Source organism: Streptococcus bovimastitidis, assembly GCF_001885095.1.
Taxonomy (GTDB): Bacteria; Bacillota; Bacilli; order Lactobacillales; family Streptococcaceae; genus Streptococcus; species Streptococcus bovimastitidis.
Genome location: NZ_LZDD01000001.1, coordinates 40,595 through 60,969, shown reverse-complemented (window position 1 = coordinate 60,969; position 20,375 = coordinate 40,595). Strand labels below are relative to the sequence as shown.

17 protein-coding genes are annotated in these 20,375 nt (G+C 35.1%); 1 reads left to right on the top strand and 16 read right to left on the bottom strand.

Translation table 11 applies throughout. The annotated features are described in order from the left end of the window. Window positions 1-65: 65 nt before the first annotated feature. The 10 genes from A9Q68_RS00295 to dcm all read right to left on the bottom strand — a co-directional run bounded on the left by A9Q68_RS00295 (window position 66) and on the right by dcm (window position 12,628). Entirely contained in the window at window positions 66-770 is a 705-nt protein-coding gene (locus tag A9Q68_RS00295) for a B3/B4 domain-containing protein (RefSeq protein WP_071792653.1), read from the bottom strand. A 34-nt stretch (window positions 771-804) separates the two neighbouring features. Beyond that, window positions 805-1,881 (bottom strand): MmcQ/YjbR family DNA-binding protein, encoded by a 1,077-nt coding sequence (locus A9Q68_RS00290; protein WP_071792652.1) that lies wholly within the window; start codon window positions 1,879-1,881, stop codon window positions 805-807. Between the two features lie 11 nt (window positions 1,882-1,892). Continuing rightward, window positions 1,893-2,813, bottom strand: a complete 921-nt coding sequence (locus tag A9Q68_RS00285; RefSeq protein WP_071792651.1) for a magnesium transporter CorA family protein — start codon at window positions 2,811-2,813, stop codon at window positions 1,893-1,895. A gap of 212 nt (window positions 2,814-3,025) precedes the next feature. Then, window positions 3,026-3,985 (bottom strand): Gfo/Idh/MocA family protein, encoded by a 960-nt coding sequence (locus A9Q68_RS00280; RefSeq protein ID WP_071792650.1) that lies wholly within the window; start codon window positions 3,983-3,985, stop codon window positions 3,026-3,028. 143 nt (window positions 3,986-4,128) lie between these two features. After that, window positions 4,129-4,278 carry a hypothetical protein gene (locus A9Q68_RS10745; RefSeq protein WP_165605214.1) on the bottom strand — a complete coding sequence of 50 codons (150 nt, stop codon included), beginning with the start codon at window positions 4,276-4,278 and terminating at the stop codon, window positions 4,129-4,131. Window positions 4,279-4,433: 155 nt separating this feature from the next. After that, complete coding sequence (locus A9Q68_RS00275) at window positions 4,434-6,512, bottom strand: AIPR family protein (protein WP_071792649.1); 2,079 nt, start codon at window positions 6,510-6,512, stop codon at window positions 4,434-4,436. Next, a complete protein-coding gene (locus A9Q68_RS00270) occupies window positions 6,503-7,435 on the bottom strand; it encodes a PD-(D/E)XK motif protein (RefSeq protein ID WP_165605213.1) in 933 nt (310 codons plus the stop codon). Before A9Q68_RS00270 ends, A9Q68_RS00275 begins: the two co-directional genes overlap by 10 nt. Then, on the bottom strand, window positions 7,428-10,028 hold the full coding sequence (locus A9Q68_RS00265) for a Z1 domain-containing protein (protein ID WP_071792647.1): 2,601 nt from the start codon (window positions 10,026-10,028) through the stop codon (window positions 7,428-7,430). Before A9Q68_RS00265 ends, A9Q68_RS00270 begins: the two co-directional genes overlap by 8 nt. Then, entirely contained in the window at window positions 10,021-11,472 is a 1,452-nt protein-coding gene (locus tag A9Q68_RS00260) for an ATP-binding protein (protein WP_071792646.1), read from the bottom strand. Before A9Q68_RS00260 ends, A9Q68_RS00265 begins: the two co-directional genes overlap by 8 nt. Beyond that, window positions 11,465-12,628, bottom strand: a complete 1,164-nt coding sequence (dcm, locus tag A9Q68_RS00255; protein WP_071792645.1) for a DNA (cytosine-5-)-methyltransferase — start codon at window positions 12,626-12,628, stop codon at window positions 11,465-11,467. The genes A9Q68_RS00260 and dcm overlap by 8 nt, the downstream gene beginning before the upstream one ends. Window positions 12,629-12,842: 214 nt before the next feature. On the opposite strand from dcm, the gene A9Q68_RS00250 reads away from it, so the two are divergent. After that, complete coding sequence (locus A9Q68_RS00250) at window positions 12,843-13,358, top strand: YcxB family protein (RefSeq protein ID WP_071792644.1); 516 nt, start codon at window positions 12,843-12,845, stop codon at window positions 13,356-13,358. Between the two features lie 160 nt (window positions 13,359-13,518). Here A9Q68_RS00250 and A9Q68_RS00245 read toward each other — a convergent pair whose 3' ends face one another. The 6 genes from A9Q68_RS00245 to A9Q68_RS00220 form a co-directional block, all read right to left on the bottom strand. Further along, complete coding sequence (locus tag A9Q68_RS00245) at window positions 13,519-14,739, bottom strand: ATP-binding protein (protein ID WP_071792643.1); 1,221 nt, start codon at window positions 14,737-14,739, stop codon at window positions 13,519-13,521. 235 nt (window positions 14,740-14,974) lie between these two features. Continuing rightward, window positions 14,975-15,586, bottom strand: coding sequence for a DUF3862 domain-containing protein (locus A9Q68_RS00240; protein ID WP_071792642.1), 612 nt, complete (start codon window positions 15,584-15,586; stop codon window positions 14,975-14,977). A gap of 334 nt (window positions 15,587-15,920) precedes the next feature. Continuing rightward, window positions 15,921-18,572, bottom strand: coding sequence for a valine--tRNA ligase (locus A9Q68_RS00235; RefSeq protein WP_071792641.1), 2,652 nt, complete (start codon window positions 18,570-18,572; stop codon window positions 15,921-15,923). Between the two features lie 46 nt (window positions 18,573-18,618). Continuing rightward, window positions 18,619-19,179 (bottom strand): shikimate kinase, encoded by a 561-nt coding sequence (locus tag A9Q68_RS00230; RefSeq protein WP_071792640.1) that lies wholly within the window; start codon window positions 19,177-19,179, stop codon window positions 18,619-18,621. Then, window positions 19,176-19,793 (bottom strand): DUF1349 domain-containing protein, encoded by a 618-nt coding sequence (locus tag A9Q68_RS00225; RefSeq protein ID WP_046388283.1) that lies wholly within the window; start codon window positions 19,791-19,793, stop codon window positions 19,176-19,178. The genes A9Q68_RS00230 and A9Q68_RS00225 overlap by 4 nt, the downstream gene beginning before the upstream one ends. Continuing rightward, window positions 19,780-20,370, bottom strand: coding sequence for a GNAT family N-acetyltransferase (locus tag A9Q68_RS00220; RefSeq protein WP_046388284.1), 591 nt, complete (start codon window positions 20,368-20,370; stop codon window positions 19,780-19,782). Before A9Q68_RS00220 ends, A9Q68_RS00225 begins: the two co-directional genes overlap by 14 nt. Between the last annotated feature and the right edge of the window lie 5 nt (window positions 20,371-20,375).

Genomic DNA, 20,375 nt, shown 5'->3' with positions numbered 1-20,375 from the left:
AACAAAAGCCCAAAGAGAAATTGACATTTCTCTTTGGGCTTTTCATATTTTTAACCTATAAACTTTTATAAATCAATACAAGCATTTTCTTGTGTCAGAACAAATTTCTCTGTTTCAGCCCCTAACTGCATCTTAGCATGACCCTCAATGAAATTCAAGGCTTCGACCAGCTGATCAGCTTTACTCGGGTCCAATAATTCTATAATGAGGAAAGCATTTTTGGTATTAGCTGTAATCATGGTCCGTTCGCCATCACGCCAGTTGAGGCAACGACAAACAGCACCAGCATCATCCTTGTAACAAAGTTCATTAGCCAGAGTCGGTGAATTATTCTCATCACCAATCAGATAAAATGGATCACCACCGTCTGTAATTGTTAAGCGCAAATCACCCACAAAGGAATCTAAATCTTCAGCTCCAACAGGTAAAGCATAACGTAGACTAGCAGCATTATAAATATCTACCAAGGGGTTGATGGAGGGAATCTCATTGCCATTTGAAACACGTTTCAAAAGAGCTTCTATACTAGAACGGGCACCCTTTTTGGTCTTGAATTGTTGAAAAGCTTTCCGATAAGTCTGGATTACCTCATTCTCAGCGAAATTATCCTCTGTCAGATGATTTTCCGCTAAGGAGTGGCTTTCTTTCAGTATGGTTTTAATCTCTTCAGGTGATTCTCCCGAAGCCTGATAATTGCGTAAAAGAACAACTCCTAATTGTGCATCGGGAAACAAGTCCCAAAATGTTTGATCAGCTAAAAAACGTGCCATCTGGCCACCTCCTATATACTCCTATTACTCCTATTTACTCTTTAAAATACCCTTTTTCCTGCAAAAATGCAACCAATTGAGGCGGCAAACGCCTTGGCCCCCGAACCGACTTAAGCCCCTGCTCCTGCAACATATCCAAAGGCAGTAAGTGGTCCTCATAGTGCTGCAAAAGCTGCAACTTCATCAAGGTCTCAATCCCATCACGATCCCGATAACCCCGATTGGGAATATTGGCCTCAACCACCCTACAGGCATAGCGCAAAGCCTTAGTAGGCGCCGTAATGTAGATAAAAACATAATCCCCAGCCTTAATCGAAGCCTTCTGGGTCCACAAAATTTCCGGATCCGCCGCAAACTCACTATCAATATCATAGTACTTGAGATTGGCCGGAATGACCCAATAATCTGGCCCATTTGGATTTGGGAGAATAGCTGGCGCGACAAGGGCCCTGCTCCCAAGCAAGAGATCCAAGACGGCCGAATCCGACAAAGTATCGTCCAGAATTAGCGTGACCCAGGATTTTTTCGACATGTGATAAGCCGGGTAAATGCCCTCCAAACCAAGCAAGGCATCCAGCTGCGCAGGCTTCACTTTCAGGTTAACTACCTCAGCCCTCTGCCCCTTATACTTGTCCTCAATCCCTTCTAACTTGTCTAAGTCCAAAGGGTAAATCAAAGCGTACCACTTGCCCGCAACCCGATAAGATTGGTAGTCAGGGTGCTTTTCAAAAGGCTGATCAAGCAAATCCCCAAACTCCCCTTGTAAGCGGGCATGCAGACGATTCATCTGGTCCGAAATAAAGGGCAGATGGCTGTAACAAGCCACCGCTATCTCTTCCAACACCTGGCGGTAAGCAGCCTGAACCTGCCGCACATAGGAAGAAACCGTCTTTTCTAAATGAATAGCCAGATATTCCTCATCCATGTCCAAATCAAGGACCCGACTGGACAAGTTTCCCCTAGCATCAATAGACACCTGAACCAGAAAACTGCCATCCATGATCTTAGTCTGATAATCATAAGACTGGTCAGACTTTTTAAGGAAGCCAAAGGCTTCTAATTTATCTTTATTTAAAACTTTTCGTTTAAAAACACTCTCTTCAATCGACATGCACTAACTTTCTAAAGCTTTTTATGGCCACCATTAACAAAACGACGCAAGAAATGCATAGCAATCAAGGCAATCACCGTCGTAATGACCAGAATAATCAGCCAAACAATATCCACCTTGGCAAACGGTAACTTGACATTCATACCGTAAAAACTGGTAACCGTCGTAATAATGGTCAAACCAATGGTTAAAATGGTCAAGGATGTCACATTATCATTAAGGCGATTACTCAAAACGTTGTTATAAGAAGAAGCCATCTGCTCCAAAATCCGTTGGTGCAAAGAACAATTATTGGACAACTGCTTGACCTCAATCATAGTATCCCGCAAGAGCTCCTTAACCCTGTCACTATAGTCCTCATAACCTGGCAAGTCCTGCCAATCAGCCAGCATCTCTCCATTTTGTTGCGAGCCCATCATAACATAAACCGAGCCACTCTGCAGATTAGCCAAGCCCGTTAAACTCCTCTTAGTCGGGCGCTGGCGCAGTTGATTCATCAGGTCGTCACGTTCTTTCCCCATGCCTTCAACCACTCTAAAGTAGTCCTTAGTGAATACCGTCAAGAGCTGCAAAAGGCTTTCCTTAGGGTCATCAGCTGGACTGACCTTGTCCATTGCTTTAGCTAATAGCCGAGCAGTGGAGTCCGTATGCAAAATCAGCAGCTGGTCTTGCCCAGCCACAAAAGTCATAGGCATGATCCTGGGAATGCTGCCGTCGCTCAGAGAAACAAGCTTGTCCTCCAATAATTGATAAACCAATATCAACTGGCCATCGTCCTCTTTGACAAAGGCTGTCTCGTTGTCATCCTGGGCATAATCCAAAATCTCCTGCCCAGATTCCCCAAGTTGCGATAGATTTTCCTGATCATCAGCCGATAAGTAATCGACATTGATAATGGAAATCTTTTTCTCTAACTTTTTATCACTTTCCATAAGCTGACTCCTTCCAGACCTTTTTATTATTATCGGCTAAATAGGCAAAATGTACAAGTTAAAACTGTAAGAATATGTCATTTTGTATTAAATATGTAAAAATATACATTTTTTTGCAAATAACTTTTTATAGAGGAGAGTCTCAACTTTTCATAAAACGAGAAACCAAAAAGAGTTTAGCTAGGCTAAACTCTTTTTCTTATCCTTAAAGTTTATTTACCCCAAGATTTATATAATTCTTCTATAATTTTAATGGTTAAGAGCGTGATTTCAGGTTTCATAATAGGGCTTACCGTAGCGCCTTCCTGAATCATCTGACTAACGTGATAGGCTTCGGAGGCAAAATCACTGTCCATGGGTGCTTCAAGCAATTTGCGACTTCCGTCCTCATGGATGATCGTTGCCATGGTTGATTTCCAAAAACTAGGAATCTCTAGCGTCCCTTTGGAACCACGGATAATCATCTTATGCTTCAATTTCAGTTTGGTCGTCAAAAAAATGTCTACCATGATACCATTCTCCAACTGAAGAAGAATCTTAGATTGGCAATCACTCTGGCCTTTTGGAAAGTTAGCCATCCCACCCGCTTTTTCAATAGGGCAGTCAAAAAGATACTGAAGATAGGAGAAAGCGTAAGGTGCCATGAAGTGAGCGGTCCCACCACCAGCTTCGAGATCAGTGAACCACTCGATATGGTCGATATTGGGATAAGCAGTCGTCGAGCTGATAGAAAGAATTTCCCCCAACTCCCCCTTTTGAATAGTCTTTTTAATGACGTCGGTCAAAGGAATGAAAACCGACTTCTGAGCTTCCATCAAGAAACGCTCCTTACGGTAGGCCAAATTAAAGAGCTCACGCGCCTCCCCATAAGTCAGCGTAAAAGGCTTCTCAACCAAAACATGTTTACCGGCCAAAAGGGCTTTCTTAGCACAATTATAATGGTCTTTATTAATGGTCGGCACATAAATGACATCAATATCCGGATCCGCCAACATCTCAGACAACTTGCCATAAGCCCTAGGAATCCTATATTTAGAGGCAAAAACACGGGCCTTATCAATCGACCGACTAGAAACAGCCACAACTTCCCCATTACCCGCTAACCGAATTCCCTCAATAAACCTCGGCGCCACCTGCGCCGTGGAAACAATCCCATACGTTACTTTCGCCATAGACATTCCCCATTTCTGCTATGATACCTTTATTATAACATTTAAAGCTAAAAATGGCAGAAACCAAGAGCAAAACTGACCGGAAAAATTCACAAAGTTTTAGACAATTTGAGGCAGTTGAATAACGGAGAAAGAAAAAATAGTTACCCAATAGGATATTCTTTAATACAATTCAATTTTTCTTCCAAAACTTGACGAATAAACTGCGATTTCGTCATACCTAACTGATTTGGCCAATAAGACAACTCAGCATCAAGTTCTTCTTCAAAATGAATAACTAAAAAATAAGCCATGAATTCCTCCAAGAATGAAATATTTTATTAATTAGTTTACAATAACAAATTTAAAGGCACAATGACATGTGTGTCCACTGAAAAAGTTTATAAAAATCAGAAAAAGCATCGAAAAAATTCGATACTTTTTAGATTTACAATTGTTTTACTAATAATTAATTGTCAATTCCAAATCCCTCTAATTCAGCTTTTTTAATAGCATTTAGTGCGATTTTGCATTGTTTATCAGATAAATATTTATTTTGTGTAAGTAAACTGATTACACTATGTTCTGAAGGACTAAATTCCACCTTATGCTGTTGCATAAATGAAAATAGAGTAATATAATAATCCAGATTTTCATCTAATTTTTTATATACTAGACTTGTATCTAATATGTCATTTGTTTCTTTTTCATATTTTAGAGCATCTTTTTTAATAGATTTTAATTCATTCTTTGACATTGTTACCAATCCTAAATCGTAGTCAGAAAAACAATTAATTTTTTCTTTAATATTAGTCCAAGCAATACCTTTTTTAGCATACTCAGTTACATTTCCATCTGTACTTGTCAAAATATCTCTCACTTGATAAGAAACATCGTTAAAAAATTCGAGAACTTCTTTTGGTACTTGTTGTCTTTGCCAAATTTTAGAATAGTCAAATTTCATATTGATCTTATTTTCAATATACCAATAAAAATAGGACAAAGTATACGCATTAATATTTGCTTTATAACCATTTACACCAGCACCATTTTTTGTTTCTTTATCTAAAGCTTTAAACAAAATAATGTTAGAAATCATTTCTTTATAAAATTCTTGATTTATAGTATTAGGATCTTTTTCCCAAGTATTAATTATCCAAGATGTAAAATCTTTAAATGCAGTTTGACCACCTTTTGAAGCCATGTCAGGTTTTTGATTATAAATACTAAAATATTTTGCTAAATCAGATTTCCTAAACATTTGATTTTTAGGATTAAATTGTAAAAATTTATTTTTCTGACTTTTTGGCATTTTATATGTTTCTTGTGCGTACTGACCTGCCGCTCTCTCGTAATACCAGTATGTGCCATGTGAAAATCCATCTGCTGCAGGAGTTGAAGTTTTTCTTGATAACTCTTCGATTTTCTTATGAAAAGGATGATTACTTGCAAGATCAACTTCTGATACTTTATTTTGAGAATTAGCATATCTAGAAATTGCTGGAACTAATTCGTCTTCAATATCTAAATTTTTAATTACATTTAATTTCATTGGAACTGATACCAAATGTAATTTCTCTTCTCCGTTTTTATCATTTAAAAGTACATTTGCTAAGCTTGCAGTTGTTTGTCCACCATTTACAATTTGTAAACCCGTAATTTTTATTATATGGTTTTCAAAAAATGAAACACTTTTTGCAGTGCAAGTTAGACCATTATTATAAGCGAAAAATTTTTCAGGTTCTTTTAGAATTGTTAATCTAATCCCCTTATTAACGTTACCTCTAGTTTGTAAAAATGATCTCACATTACTCTCTATAAGACTACTTCCGTAATTATTGTATAACCTAGCTAGTGTAAAACCATTAATATTACATAAGTATGATTCATAATCTAAAGTTTCATTTGCTTTTATTGCTGGAATTCTATCATAATCAGATAAATCAATTTCAATATCAATTTTTCCTTTTCTGCTATTTGCCAACTCAAATATTCTTTCAATTCCTACATACTGAACTGAAACTTTAATTTCACCTATTAATTCATCATCATTTCTAGTAAGACTTCTACTAAGCTTTTTATCTGTAAAAATCAATACTTTTATTGCCGATAGGTTATTGAATAAACTATTACTATTCTTCTGATAAGTGGCTAAATCATAAGCAAGTGATACAGCCTCATTTGATTCCTCTCCATTTTGTGATATTTCATTTGAATATTTGAAAAAATTTTTTGCTCGTTTAAATAACTTTTCACCTTCCACAGTTGTTAACGTTGAAATTTCATCTGTTAAATTTAAATTATCAACTGAAATTAAATAAAGTACACCATCAAGTTCATTATAGGAGTATCCAGATATTTGTGCTTTTTGAGATCGTGCTAAAGGAATCTCAAAATGAAGAAAAACCGGATCTCCAATTATTTCATCATTTTCAATTAGAAAGTCTAAATATGAGTTAAAAAATTCTTCCTCAAATGTTGTTTCAGCTATTTGTCTATTCTCATTTCTTTCCTCAATATAAGAATTATAAAATTCTATCAGTTCCATAATTCCTCCTCACTTATAACGAAGTCAGAAATTCCACTCAACAGGAGATCATAATTATATTTTACGATTGCTTTCGGAATTTTAGATTGATGTAATATTGGAAAATTTTCACTAATTCTAAAGTATTGTATCTTTTTTATTGAATATGCAGAATCATCATATACACCTAAGTTTTCCAATGGAAATAAATCCATATCTAGTAATTTTCTTTGAAAAATTAGCAGGGTTTCTGGATCACTGATTTTAAAATTAATTGTATTTACTAACTTAGATAGAGTATATGCATGTTGGTTAATTGAACTTGATTTTTCAACACCAATTACAGTTAAATTCGTATTTTCATTTAACTGATTCTCATTTGATATTTTTATTGTTTGAGATTGAATATTATGAGTCTTTATTTCAAAAATTTTTTCTTTCGTTATAAAATCTTGATTTGCTCCTTTAGGACCAATCCATGATTTCACTGAGTCCTCTACTCCGATTTTTTCAATTAAGACTGTATTTAAAAACCATAATTCTCCAATTAAACCTAGTATTGTTGTCTCTTTTAATTTATTTTTTTCTCTTTTAAAAAAATCTGACCAATACCGTATACGATTTGAAAGTAGTCTTTGTACTTCTTTTTCTGTATCAGCCTCTTTAATACTACTAGTCAAATCATTCGTAAATAAATTAAAAATTTCTATTGAATTACTGTCACTTTGATTGAGAGATATGAAAAATCTAAATTCATTCTCAGCTTTTATTATTCTACTTGAAATTTTTTTTGTATTTATTTCTAACTTAGGTTCTTTCTGGAAAATAAACGCAATAGATAAATTACCCAAAATGTCAGAACCTTTAAAAACTTGAATTGCAGTCACACTAGGGATTAATTTATATGTATCAAATTTAAAAGTATTTAACTCTATATTATTCAATATCGTCCTCTTCCTCATCAGAACTTGCCAAAATATCGATTTTATCACCTTCAATTAATTGTTGTTGAAGGACTGTATTCATTTTTGTTTTGTAAGTTAATGTTTTTTTATTTGTTCTGGGTACGCCTAATGAAATTGCCCAAAATGTCTCACCCTCATTTTCCGAAGCAAATTTTTTTGAATCTTCATCGTCTTTTGGATTCAAAGTAAGAGGATATAATACTATTAATGGATTTCTTTCATCTTGACTAAACTCTGAAAAATATTGTTTTTGCTGATTGAACTTTTTTTCTTTTGCATTTTCAACTTGTTCTTTACTTAGTCCAAATTTTCCATCTGTAGGAGAACCTAGACGAGAATTTGATAATGCAACAACTTTTAATTTTGGTTCATACCTAAACGAACGAATCTTATTTTTTAAGTTCCCTAGACTCGATCCCTCATTTGCTGCGATTTGAACGTCAAAGTATTTGAACTCTTTAATAACTTCGTCAATAACATATGAATTTAATTTATTATAACTACCGTAGTCATAATTTTTTAGTAAAGATTCTACGATTGAAATATCTGCATTTTTTATTAATAAATTATTATCAAATTTTTCTCTATTAATATTTATCCATTCATTAATAATCTTTCTATTTTCTATTGAGTTATCTTTACTTAATTTCGTGGTTTCTTTAAAATCACCAGATATTCTGATATTTACATCTTGTGAAAGTGCATTTTTCATTTTATTTCTCGAAGTAATTAAAAGAATTGCTTCATCTTGATTATCCGCATCTTTGATATAAAGTCCAAATTCTTCAGGTGTCTTATGTTGATTTACCATTGATATTATTTGATTTTTCAAATCATTAACAGCTTCCATAATTTGAGAATACCAATCAATTGATCTAGCTGGCATGTATAGTTTCACTATATCATCATAGTTTGGTCTATAACCAAACCATCGTCCCATTTGCATTAATGTATCGTACATTAATGTATTTCTATATAAGTAACTTATAGATAGTCCTTCTAATGTTAATCCTCTTGATAGTGCAAAACCACCAACTGCAATAACTCTTGCACCATTCGGAAAGTCCTCATATTGGAAGGATTTATTTTTTGCATTTATTACTTCGGTAATAATTGAATCTGTAGATTGATAAAGGATTCTATATACATCTTCCCAAGTTTCTGGTATTGAATAAAATTCTTCGTTAAATAATTTTTCCAATTCCTTATGTATACTATTATCTTTTTGAAGAATATGGAGTTTTATATTTCTTTTAAGTTCACCAACCTCATTTTCAATCAATTCTTTAACTTGTTCTTGAATATGTGTTAAATAGCTTACATTTACAAGCATAGACCTATGCTTAGATTTATCTCCGCGAAGATCTCGAATTGTATTTTGTAAAAAAAATATTTTTATTGCTCTTTTTAAACTAGCTGGCAAATCCTCAACAAGAAAATTTAATCGTTCAGATTTCGGTATTGTTAGAGGGATTAAATCTTCAGCATCATCATTATATTTTAAAATAGAATGATACTTACTTCCTTCAGGAAAGATAACATTTGCCCCCATATAATTTGTTGGAGTATCAAGAATTTGAATAAAGTCTGTAGGAAACAAATCCTTGTTTTCATTATGATCAATTAAGATATTTGCAAAAGGTGTAGCTGTAAATCCAACATAACTTGATCGTTTGAATAAACTAAGAATTTTTCTTATTCCTTTATTAATTGTTGTCGGATCCTCAGAATTTCTTGTATTAATAGTAGCATTGTCTGCTTCATCATCTATAAATAATAAACTTCTGTCAATATATAACCCATTATGTTTTTCAAGCCACGATGCCAAACTCTCCAATGATGTTTTATTTTTTTTGATTACTGCTACCATTGGCACTGATTTTGAAATACCTGTTGTGAAATTCACATTCTTTTTAAAATCAGCATCTTTAGTCGTAATCATTAAAGCTTCTAAATCTTTATCCCATCGTTTGATTGTTTTTGATATATCAAATTCACCGGAATCAAAACCACCAAAACCTTGTTCAATTCTTTCTTGAGTTTGTCTTCTTAATTTCTCAATCGTGCCTGTGGTAACTATGATTACATTATACCCCGCATCTGCTGCTTTATTCATTAAAGCAATAAAATTCCCTGTTTTACCTGATTGAACATCACCAATAACCAAGCCTTTAACTGAAAATGAACTGTCTAAATTTGGATCACCAATATTATTCATTACTTTATCCATCGAATTACTAATTCCAGTAATTGTTTTAGATGAATAATGAGAAACATATGCTAAATATTTTTCATAAGCTGTAAATCTTCTTTGACCCCTTTCACTCCTACTATCTACAAACCAATTTGAATTTTTTTGTTTAGTTAGGATATTACCTGACTCTAATGAAATATCTACAGTTGAGAAAACTTGTCTAACTAGTTCTTCAAATGTCACATCATCCATCTCAAATAAAATTTTATTTAACTTTAAAAGATGCTCTGTTATTTCTTCTTTTGTTGATAACTCATCAGCAATAATTGCACTCCGTGCTGTTTCAAAATGCTTATTAATTTTGTCATAGTCAATCATTCAAATTATCCTCTATTCTTTTAAAAATACTAATTTTATCTGAGTAATTTTCTGAAGTTTTTAGATATTCAATCAATTTTAATTTACTAGCTTTTGAGTTTTGATTGCCGATTATTAACATTAATTCTTCGTAGATTTTATCATCATCAATATTATTTTTATTAATCTCTCTCTTACTAGCCATATCATATTGAATACTTTCTAATGGTAAAAAATTCTCTAATTGATTTAACAATACACTCAGTAGTCTATTGTCAATATCAGATAAGTTATTTTGTAATTGTTGGATAAGTGGGTTCTCTCGATTAATTTGATAAGCTACTGATTCATCTTTTTCAACTCGATTGTAGATATAATGCATATTATCTTTATTTCGAATTGTACCTCTGTGTTTGTAGACTCTCTCTGACTCTCCAATACTTTTAGAAATAATACTTCTGAGTTGTTCTCTAATGCTAGATGGTATTTTAAGTTGTGATTTTTTTACATCTATTTCCCATAAATCATCCATCGTATTTGGAATGTCAATTTGAATTTTTGCCAAATTTGCTAACTCATTTGGTCTCACAAGTTTAAACCATTTTCCCCAAGCAATAAGTCTCTTATTCCTATATACATATAATCCTGGATTCAATTGATTATTTTCAAATTTTTTTAAAACATGTCGTTCCTTCTGTGTTAATTTATTTTGATAAGGTACAATAAACGGTTGAACTTCTATTCTAGAATTACGATTTTTTTCTAAAATGACATCAGGGGATTTTGGTTGAGTGGCTTTGTTTGATGTAAAGAATGGATCAACATAATCAATTTTTCTATCGTTTAAAAAAATTGATAAATTACCTGACTGGATAAATCTATGAAAAACTAATGAAAGGTGATCTTCAGTTCTCTCCATGGTTTCGTCAAAATTATTTTGAAAGTCAGCATGTTGTTCGATTTTGTCAAACTTTTCCCACTGTACCATTGTTCCAGAAGAAAAATCCATTAGAGGATCTGTATTAACATTTTTACTTATTTCATCTTCAGATAAAACTTGGATTATCCATGAATTCTTTTCTTTTACTAAATCCAAATCCCAGACAGCCCCTATTAGGGAATTAGATTGTTTTGAAATTACTGTAAGTTTTCTACACTGACTAAAAGAAGCCATCTTTAAACCCAAACCAAAGCGACCAAGGTCATCTTTTTCACGGGCATCTAAAGATGACTTTGATCCATACCTCATTGCTTGAAGTAACTCTTTTTTATTCATTCCAATCCCATTATCAGTAATTGTCAAGTTTCGAGATTCTGTATTAGCATTTAATAGTATTTTTTTTGCCTTGGCAGATATAGAATTATCTATAATATCAGCTACAGCAGTTTCAAATATATATCCTACTGATCTCTGACTTTCAATTAAATTATAGGCATCTGGTATTAATGTTTGAAAATTATTCATTAAAATAGACTCCATTAATTCTTTCAATCTCTAAAAATATCTGTACAAGTACATCTACAACGATTGAATTGCCAGACATTTTATAAAAGTGACTATTACTTAAATATTGACTTTTAATATTTTCACTTTTCAATTTATCGAATTTTTTTTCAGTAAACCCCATTAGTAAAAATGTTTCTCGTGGCGTTAAATAACGCATTTTATTTTGAAACATGATTATACCAGCATTTGGATTTCTGTCTTGTTTTGTAGAAATTGTTTTTGTGTAATCGGCCAATATCTTATTATCTCTTGCTAATTCTATATTATTATTTCTAATTTTTGCTCTACTTGGAGTATAATTTGGAATAGACTCAATTGACTCAGAAATATTATCTAATCTCAAGTAATCACTTAAATCATATTTTTTTTCTGACTTATAAGACTCTAAATCAGAAAAAATGATTTCTTCATTTCCATCATATCTAACAGATAGCATGAATGTACGTGATCTTGATTGTGGAACACCAAAATTTAAAGCATTCAACCTATAAACTTTATTAACATAGCCCAAACTCTCCAGTTCTTTTTGCCAATGCAAGAAATTCTCATTATGTTTTGGCGAAGTAATTGCATTTACATTTTCCATTAACAAAAATCTGGGTAAAATCATGTTTTTTTGTCTTTTTTCTTTTAATATTCTCTCAATTTCCCATAATAAACCTGATCTTGTCTCCGCACCTTTTTTTATTCCTTCATTATCTTTATTATACCAAGCAGACCCATTTGATAGATCTTGACAAGGGAAACTATATGTTATTAGATCAGTGTTTTCTGGTATGTCTTCTCCTACAACTTTTGTAATATCACATAAATTCTTATTTCTTACAATTGCTGCATGCAATCTTTTTAATTTACTTTCACTAATATATCTTATGCTTCTTTGTGTAAGAGGTTTTTTTCCATCAGAACTTAAAATAACATTCGCAAGATCGTTTACAATTTCATCCTTACTTAGTTCAGAAGGTGTCAAATCACTATGATGCATTACATCATAAGCATAAATGGCATTGATATCCCACTCAATTGTCCTTAATATTTCATGTTCAATTTCTGCTCTTTCCAGAGCCTCTTTTTGAGCACCAATTCCCGAAAAGGCCTCAACAACTTTTAACATTGATTTTTACTTCCTTAGTTTTTATGACTTTTAAAGGTTTTTTTTATTAATTTTACCTTTTTTTCTATTACTATTATATAACAAGTATTAATTTTTTGAAATCGTTTAAAAAATTAATGAATGTATTAAAATTACAAATTTCCTTTTAATATAAGTGTGATTAAATGTTGTATTATGCTAAAATACTCTTGAGAATATCTTATTTGGAGGCAGTATGGACAGTCAAATTCCTTTGTTTGAGGCTAGGGCTCAGATTACTCTAGAGACTTATTTAGCTATGAACCGCACTCTTTTTGTGATGAAAGTGAGAAAATATCGTCTTTGGTATTGTCTCTTTTTGGGTTCTGTTATACTCTTACTATTTCTATCCAAAGCTTATGGTTCTTTCCTATTTCTTCTTCTCTTTGCAATTACTTTTCCTTTTATCATGAAGGGGATGGTTAGTTGGAGAGCAAAAAAATATTATCTTCAAACGAAAAGTATCCAAAACGAAGAGATTCACTATTCTTTTTTTCAAGATCACTTTAAGACAGTTCAATCTAAAGGGTCTGCTTCTTATCGCTATTCAGATATTTTTAGAATGAACATTACGGATACTACTATTTATCTCTTTATCAATGATATTCAAGCCTTTATTATTGATGGTGAGTCGGTTAGCCCTGAGTTACTTGATTTTTTAAAGAAGCAGAGTAAAGAATTTTCTGCAAAAAAGAATAAAGTTATTGAATAAGTTCATCTTCTTCTACTTCAAATAATCATCAAAAAAGCCACTTGTGTGGCTTTTAATTTTTCTCCAATTTCCTACACCTTCAGCAACAAAATATTGGCAGTCAAGCCGGCTACAGCGGCCTTTCAGACGATACGGCTTGGATAACCTACCTTAATTGAATTTAAGATTTCATATCTCCTAATAACCAATCAATAAGGTTTACTTTTTCAATTCCTTCATAATTGGCTTGGCTTTGAATCTGATCTAATGTCAGCAGGTATTTTGGATACTGATCATTAATAGCTTGTAATGGTCTCAATTCTCTTTCCAAGGTTACTGGGTCCAAGGTGGTGAGACTAACTTGAAAATAGGCATATTCCCCAAGGTCAGTTACAGCAACGAAATCGACTTCGTATTTATCAATATTGCCCACATAAACTTTATGGTAACGTCTCTTTAATTCTAGAAAAACAATCGTTTCAATCATATGACCTAAATCTGCTTGGTGATCTGGTAATAATAAATTTCTAAATCCTAAATCGACGGGATAATATTTTTCTAGTCTTTGTAATAATGATCGACCTTTAACATCAAAGCGTGGTACGGCATAAAAAAGTAGACTGTCTGTTAAGGTATCCAAATAATTATCCAATGCATGGTGAGAAATTTGCGTTTGCTGACTAATTAGGGTGTTTCTGATTTTATTGGTTGAAACTTGACTACCAATACTGCTCAATAGTGTCCGAACAATTCTTTCAATCAAAACAGGACTTGGACTTCCTATTCTTGGAACAATATCATGTAAGAGGATTGAATTGTATATCCCTTGTAGATAGTCAATTCTTTCCTGATAAGTTTCTGTCTGTAAAAGATAAGGGAATGCACTAAATAAGTAGGTATTAAAGAGTTCTGTTTTACTCAATTGACTTCCTTGGAGCTCCATACCAGTCACATACTCACTAAATGATAAAGGTAAAACCTCTAATTGTACGTAGCGACCCGTCAAGTTTGTTGCCAATTGACTGGACATAAAGTAGGCGTTTGAACCCGTTAAGTAAAGATCAACATTATCTTTAATAAAAAGACTATCAGTTACTAGTTCAAACTGTTCGACGTGTTGAACTTCATCGAGAAAGACATAATTCATTTCATCATCAGTTAATCGATCCACAATATAATTATTAAGTACTTTAAAATCACGTAGTTCAAAATAGGCTAGGTCTTCAAAATTGATTGCAATAATCTGTTCTGGTTTTACACCAGAAGCTAAGAGTTGGTCTTTATAGAGTTGGAAAAGTACCGATTTACCGGCTCGTCTTACACCACTTACCACTTTAATTACTTGTTTCTCACGATGCCTATTTAAAAAGGCCTGATAGTTTGGTCTTTGAATATATTTCATTCGATTCACCTCAAAAACATTATATCACACTGTGATATTATTTGCATGATTGTGCAAATAACTGTGTTTTTTATCTATTATTTGCATGATTGTGCAAATAACTGTGTTTTTTATCTATTATTTGCATGATTGTGCAAATAATTTTTTATTAGACAGAAAAAAACCGCCCCTAGGGGCGGTATAATGTTATTTTGAAATTTTGTTAATACGAAAAAAGTAATAATATTACTGAATACTAATCTTTCAAATTAGCTTGTGCTTTTCCTGTGAGTGCATTATCTGTAAATGTTAATACCATATCAGAACCAAATCCACCTTTAACACCTGTAACCCAAGTTGCCATTGTTGATTTTGAACCCATGATAATCGTTTCAGTAATACTATCTGGCTGTTTAAATTGTGAAACAACTTGTTCATAGCTTGTACCATCTGCTAATGCATTATATTCTTTAAGTCCAATGACATCTTTTCTAAGATATTGGAAACCAGTAATTGATCGAGCAACTGCTTTATTTTCTATAAATTGAATTGTAATTGTAATACCTGATTTACTCCAAGTAAGGTCTTGTGAATTTACACCGTCAATTTGACTAGTACTAGTTGAATTTGGTTCGCCAAACATTTTCTTAAGCTCATCTACTGTGCTTCCACCTTCACCCATATTTGCCATATCTCCAACAATAATTTTGTCAAAATTATTTCTAACTTTTTGCTTCTTACTAACTTTTTTCTTTTTAGCAGCGTAAACAATTTGGTTTTGGTTTTGACCTACTATCGCTAAATCAGATAAAGTTGCTACTGAAAACAAGGCTAGGGCACCAATGACAATAAAATTTTTTCTTTTCATAAGAATCTCCTTTTTCCTAATAATTATATTATACAACTATTTCATCCTTTTGAAAGCGTTTTTATAAAATTACATTTTTTAAAAGTTGTTTTTTATATCAATAATCACCCATTTGAGAACATTAGTACTTCTAATTTGTATTACTGACATTCCATCAGCAGTTGATTCGAGGCAGTCCGATACAGCAGTACTGATGGTAGGGCAAGTCTCGCTCATTTTTATCATAAGATTATTAAGTTAAATCAGTTAAAATCACTTCAATACGACAAAGAGCCCTGACGCTTAGACTGATGGTCTAGCGGCAGGACTCTGAGGAAGTAGTGGATGATTTTAACTATTTAACAAGTTTCTTCATCTCTTTGATACGCTCCTGAGTCGCATCAAACTTAGCTTGGTAATCGGTCTGCTTGTCGCGCTCTTTAGCTACGACTTCTGGTTTGGCGTTAGCTACGAAGCGTTCGTTGCCAAGTTTTTTGCCTACCATGTCCAGTTCTTTTTGCCATTTTGCAAGTTCTTTGTCCAGGCGGGCTAACTCTTCGTCCACGTTGAGTAGGTCTGCTAGTGGCAGGTAGATTTCTGCGCCTGTGATGATGCTGGTCATAGCCATGTCTGGAGCTTGGAGGTCAGCTGAGATGTCTAATTTTTCAGGGTTTGTAAAACGTCGGATGTAGTTTTCGTTGGCTTTGAAAAAGTCCTCTAGCTCTTTGTCTGACGTTTTAATCAAAATGGTGATGGCCTTGCTTGGTGCAACGTTCACCTCTGCACGCGCATTGCGGACCGAACGGATCAAGTCTTTCAAACTCTCAACACCGCGGTGGGCCACCTCATTCTCAAAAGAATCATTAGCGCCTGGGTAAGCTGTTGTAACAATTGAGCCTTGGGCATATTGAGCGTAGATTTCTTCGGTTACGAAAGGCATGATTGGATGAAGGAGGCGCAAGATTTTGTCCAAGGTGTAAAGGAGGACTGAGCGGGTCATGACTTTTTCGTCTTCATTGTCGGAATAAAGCACTTCCTTAGTTAGCTCAACATACCAGTTGGCGAACTCTTCCCAAATGAAGTTGTACAAGATGTGGCCGGCAACACCGAACTCGAACTTGTCAAAGTTTTCGGTAACTTTAACGATAGTCTCATTAAGGTTGTGAAGAATCCATTGGTCTGTCACATTTCCTGCTTCTGAGCTAGCGACTTTAGCCACATTATTTTCTGCTTCTTCAAGGGTCAAGCCTTCGTTGTTCATTAAAATATAACGGGAAATGTTCCAGATTTTATTAATGAAGTTCCAAGAGGCATCCATTTTTTCGTAAGAGAAACGAACGTCTTGGCCTGGGGCAGAACCGTTTGATAGGAACCAACGAAGCGCATCAGCACCATATTTTTCAACCACATCCATTGGATCAATACCGTTACCCAATGATTTAGACATTTTACGTCCTTCTTCGTCACGGATAAGCCCGTGGATAAGGACATTTTGGAATGGGCGTTCATTGGTAAATTCAAGGGATTGGAAAATCATCCGTGATACCCAGAAGAAGATGATATCATAACCTGTTACAAGTGTTGACGTTGGAAAGTAACGTTTGAAGTCTTCGGCTTCTGTATCTGGCCAACCCATGGTTGAAAATGGCCATAGGGCAGATGAAAACCAAGTGTCAAGGACATCTTCGTCTTGTTTCCAACCCTCGCCTTCTGGGGCTTCTTCGCCAACATAAATGTCACCCTCCGCATTGTACCATGCTGGGATTTGGTGTCCCCACCATAATTGGCGTGAAATAACCCAGTCATGGACATTTTCCATCCAGCTCATGAAAGTATCATTGAAGCGTGGTGGGTAGAAATCAACGCGGTTTTCAGTGTCTTGGTTATCCATGGCTTGTCTAGCAAGTTCATCCATTTTAACAAACCATTGGGTTGATAAACGCGGTTCTACCACTGCGCCAGAACGTTCTGAGTGACCTACTGAGTGAACACGTTTTTCGATGTTAACAAGGGCACCAAGTTCTTCTAATTTAGCAACGGTTGCTTTACGGGCTTCAAAACGGTCCATACCAGCAAATTCGCCAGCTAACTCGTTCATGGTACCGTCATCATTCATAACATTGACTTGTGGTAAGTTATGGCGTTGTCCAACTAAGAAATCATTAGGGTCATGGGCAGGGGTGATTTTAACGACACCAGTTCCAAATTCAGGGTCGGCATGCTCGTCTCCGACAATTGGAATCAGTTTATTCACGATAGGTAAAACAACATTTTTACCGATTAAATCTTTGTAACGAGGATCTTCCGGGTTTACGGCAACTGCGACGTCTCCAAACATAGTTTCTGGTCGAGTGGTTGCCACTTGCAAGCCGCGCGAGCCATCTTCCAACATATAAGTCATATGGTAAAAGGCCCCTTCCACGTCTTTATGGATAACTTCGATGTCGGACAAAGCTGTGCGGGCAGCCGGATCCCAGTTGATAATAAACTCACCACGGTAAATCCAGCCTTTTTTGTATAAATCAACGAAAACCTTGCGTACCGCTTTAGAGAGGCCTTCGTCAAGGGTGAAACGTTCACGTGAATAATCCACGGAAATTCCCATCTTACCCCATTGCTCTTTAATGGTCACAGCATATTCGTCTTTCCATTCCCAAACCTTGTCTAGAAATTTTTCGCGACCAAGGTCATAACGGGTAATCCCTTGTTCACGCAGACGCTCTTCAACTTTTGCTTGCGTCGCAATCCCTGCATGGTCCATCCCTGGTAACCATAGGGTATCAAAGCCTTGCATCCGTTTTTGACGGATAATAATATCTTGAAGGGTTGTGTCCCAAGCATGGCCAAGGTGAAGTTTACCGGTAACGTTTGGTGGTGGAATAACGATGGAATAAGGTTTAGCTGTTTTATCGCCTGATGGCTTGAAAACGTCCTGTTCTAACCACTTGTCGTAGCGACCTGCTTCAACTTCAGTTGGGTTGTATTTTGGTGATAGTTCTTTTGACATAATTGTCCTTTCTGATTATGTGTGTATTGGCTTTTTTTGATACTTTTTAATTTTCTATTTTCTTCATCACTTCCACTATTTCCAATGCCACTGCTTGAGCACTTTTGTGAGTATTATTGATTTTGTGGTAATGATGTAGCTGTTTCGGTGCTTCATTGCTGTTAAAAGTGACATATTCCATGGTGCTGAGAATATCCTTTTTTGACCAGGCAATATCTCTTTTAAAGGGTTTATGTTTGAGACGGTTTTCCGTTTTATTACGGACCAAACGTTCTTCCAGTGAGGTTTCTAATTCTACAAAGAGGACTTCTTGCTTATTTTTTTCAAAAGTTCCTTGAAGAGCATCTAAGAATGCCACTTCGTTTGGGTCGCCGAAATCGATGACAATGGTGAAAATCATTGGCTGGCCTATTTTTGCAAAAGTCTCGAAAAAGTCAAAGCGAATTTTTGTAATCAAGTCCGTAGCATCCTTAGACCAGGGCATAAATTTGAGGACGAAGTCAATGGTTTCATGATTATGAAAGAGTGTCATCTCAGTCAATTTGGCGACTTCTTGGCCTATGGTCATTTTGCCAGAAGCCTGTGCTCCGATAATGATTAAGTTCATTCAGTGACCTCGTCCGGCGCCTGTCCGTCGTGAGATGGCCATTGGCATTCTAACACTTCTAGGTCTGTGAAACGAGCGGTGAAGGAAGAATCCTCTGGGCTGCAAGCATAGATACCGCATTGGATTGGACCTTTGGCTTTTACCATGTGGCAAATCCGCATTTGTTTGAAGGATTGACCATCTTGTGAACACTCCAGGCGGAAATCATTGCCACGACGGCTGAGGCGGTACCACATTTCTTTGATTGAGGCATCAATTTCGGTGGTGGCCCAATCGGAGTATCCTTGATTGGTAGCAACTGATCCCAGATGTTGGAAATCTTCATTTTCATATTCGATTGATGCTTTCAGCCAGTTTTCGGAATCCAAATACATGACTAGACCACATTGATCAAAGCGGTGTTTGCTGTCAAAACTAGTTTTGACCACAAAGGAGAAATAGTCTTCTTCAATGGTCATCTGCAAAACGGGTGCATTATCATTTTGAAAATGGTAATAAGTCCGCTGCCACAAATCGGTGTGTGGTAAAGTCTCAATGACGATTTCTTGATCACTTATCGCATAAGATTTGGGTTGGCGAGTCCAAACTAGGTCTTTTGAGTTAAATGTTTTCATGTCTTTTCTCCCATTCTGTCTTCAGTAATCCGTAGCGTAAATCATCGCAACGATTGTCTTGAGCATCTTTTCTATCGCGGACTCTCGCTTCTAGAGTAAAGCCTAGTTTGTCAGCGACAGCCTGGCTTTGCTTGTTATAACTGTAGCAGGCCAATTCAATTTTATGTAACTGTAATTTGGTGAAACCATATTCTAAAAGAGCTTGAGCCGCTTCAGGTACGATTCCTTGTCCCCAATAATCTGGGTGCAAGAGATAGCCTATTTCAAAGACATCGTCCTCATGGCGGTGATTAAAATCAACAGAGCCAATGACCTTATCTTGATCCTTGAGCGTGATGCCGTAACCGGATGGGAGTTTTTCTTTTTTGAGATTTTCTGGGTAAATAGTGTCTAGATAGTGAATTTCGTCTTCAATAGTCGCAACGGGTGGAAAACCAGCGGGATATGAGACCTCTGCCAACTTTGCAAAAGCAAAGATAGCTTCAGCATCTGACAAGCGACGACCCCGAAGAATTAACCTCTCCGTCTCGATATCTGGGAGTTGATTATTTTCAATGTCACCTTTTATTTTGATCATCATCC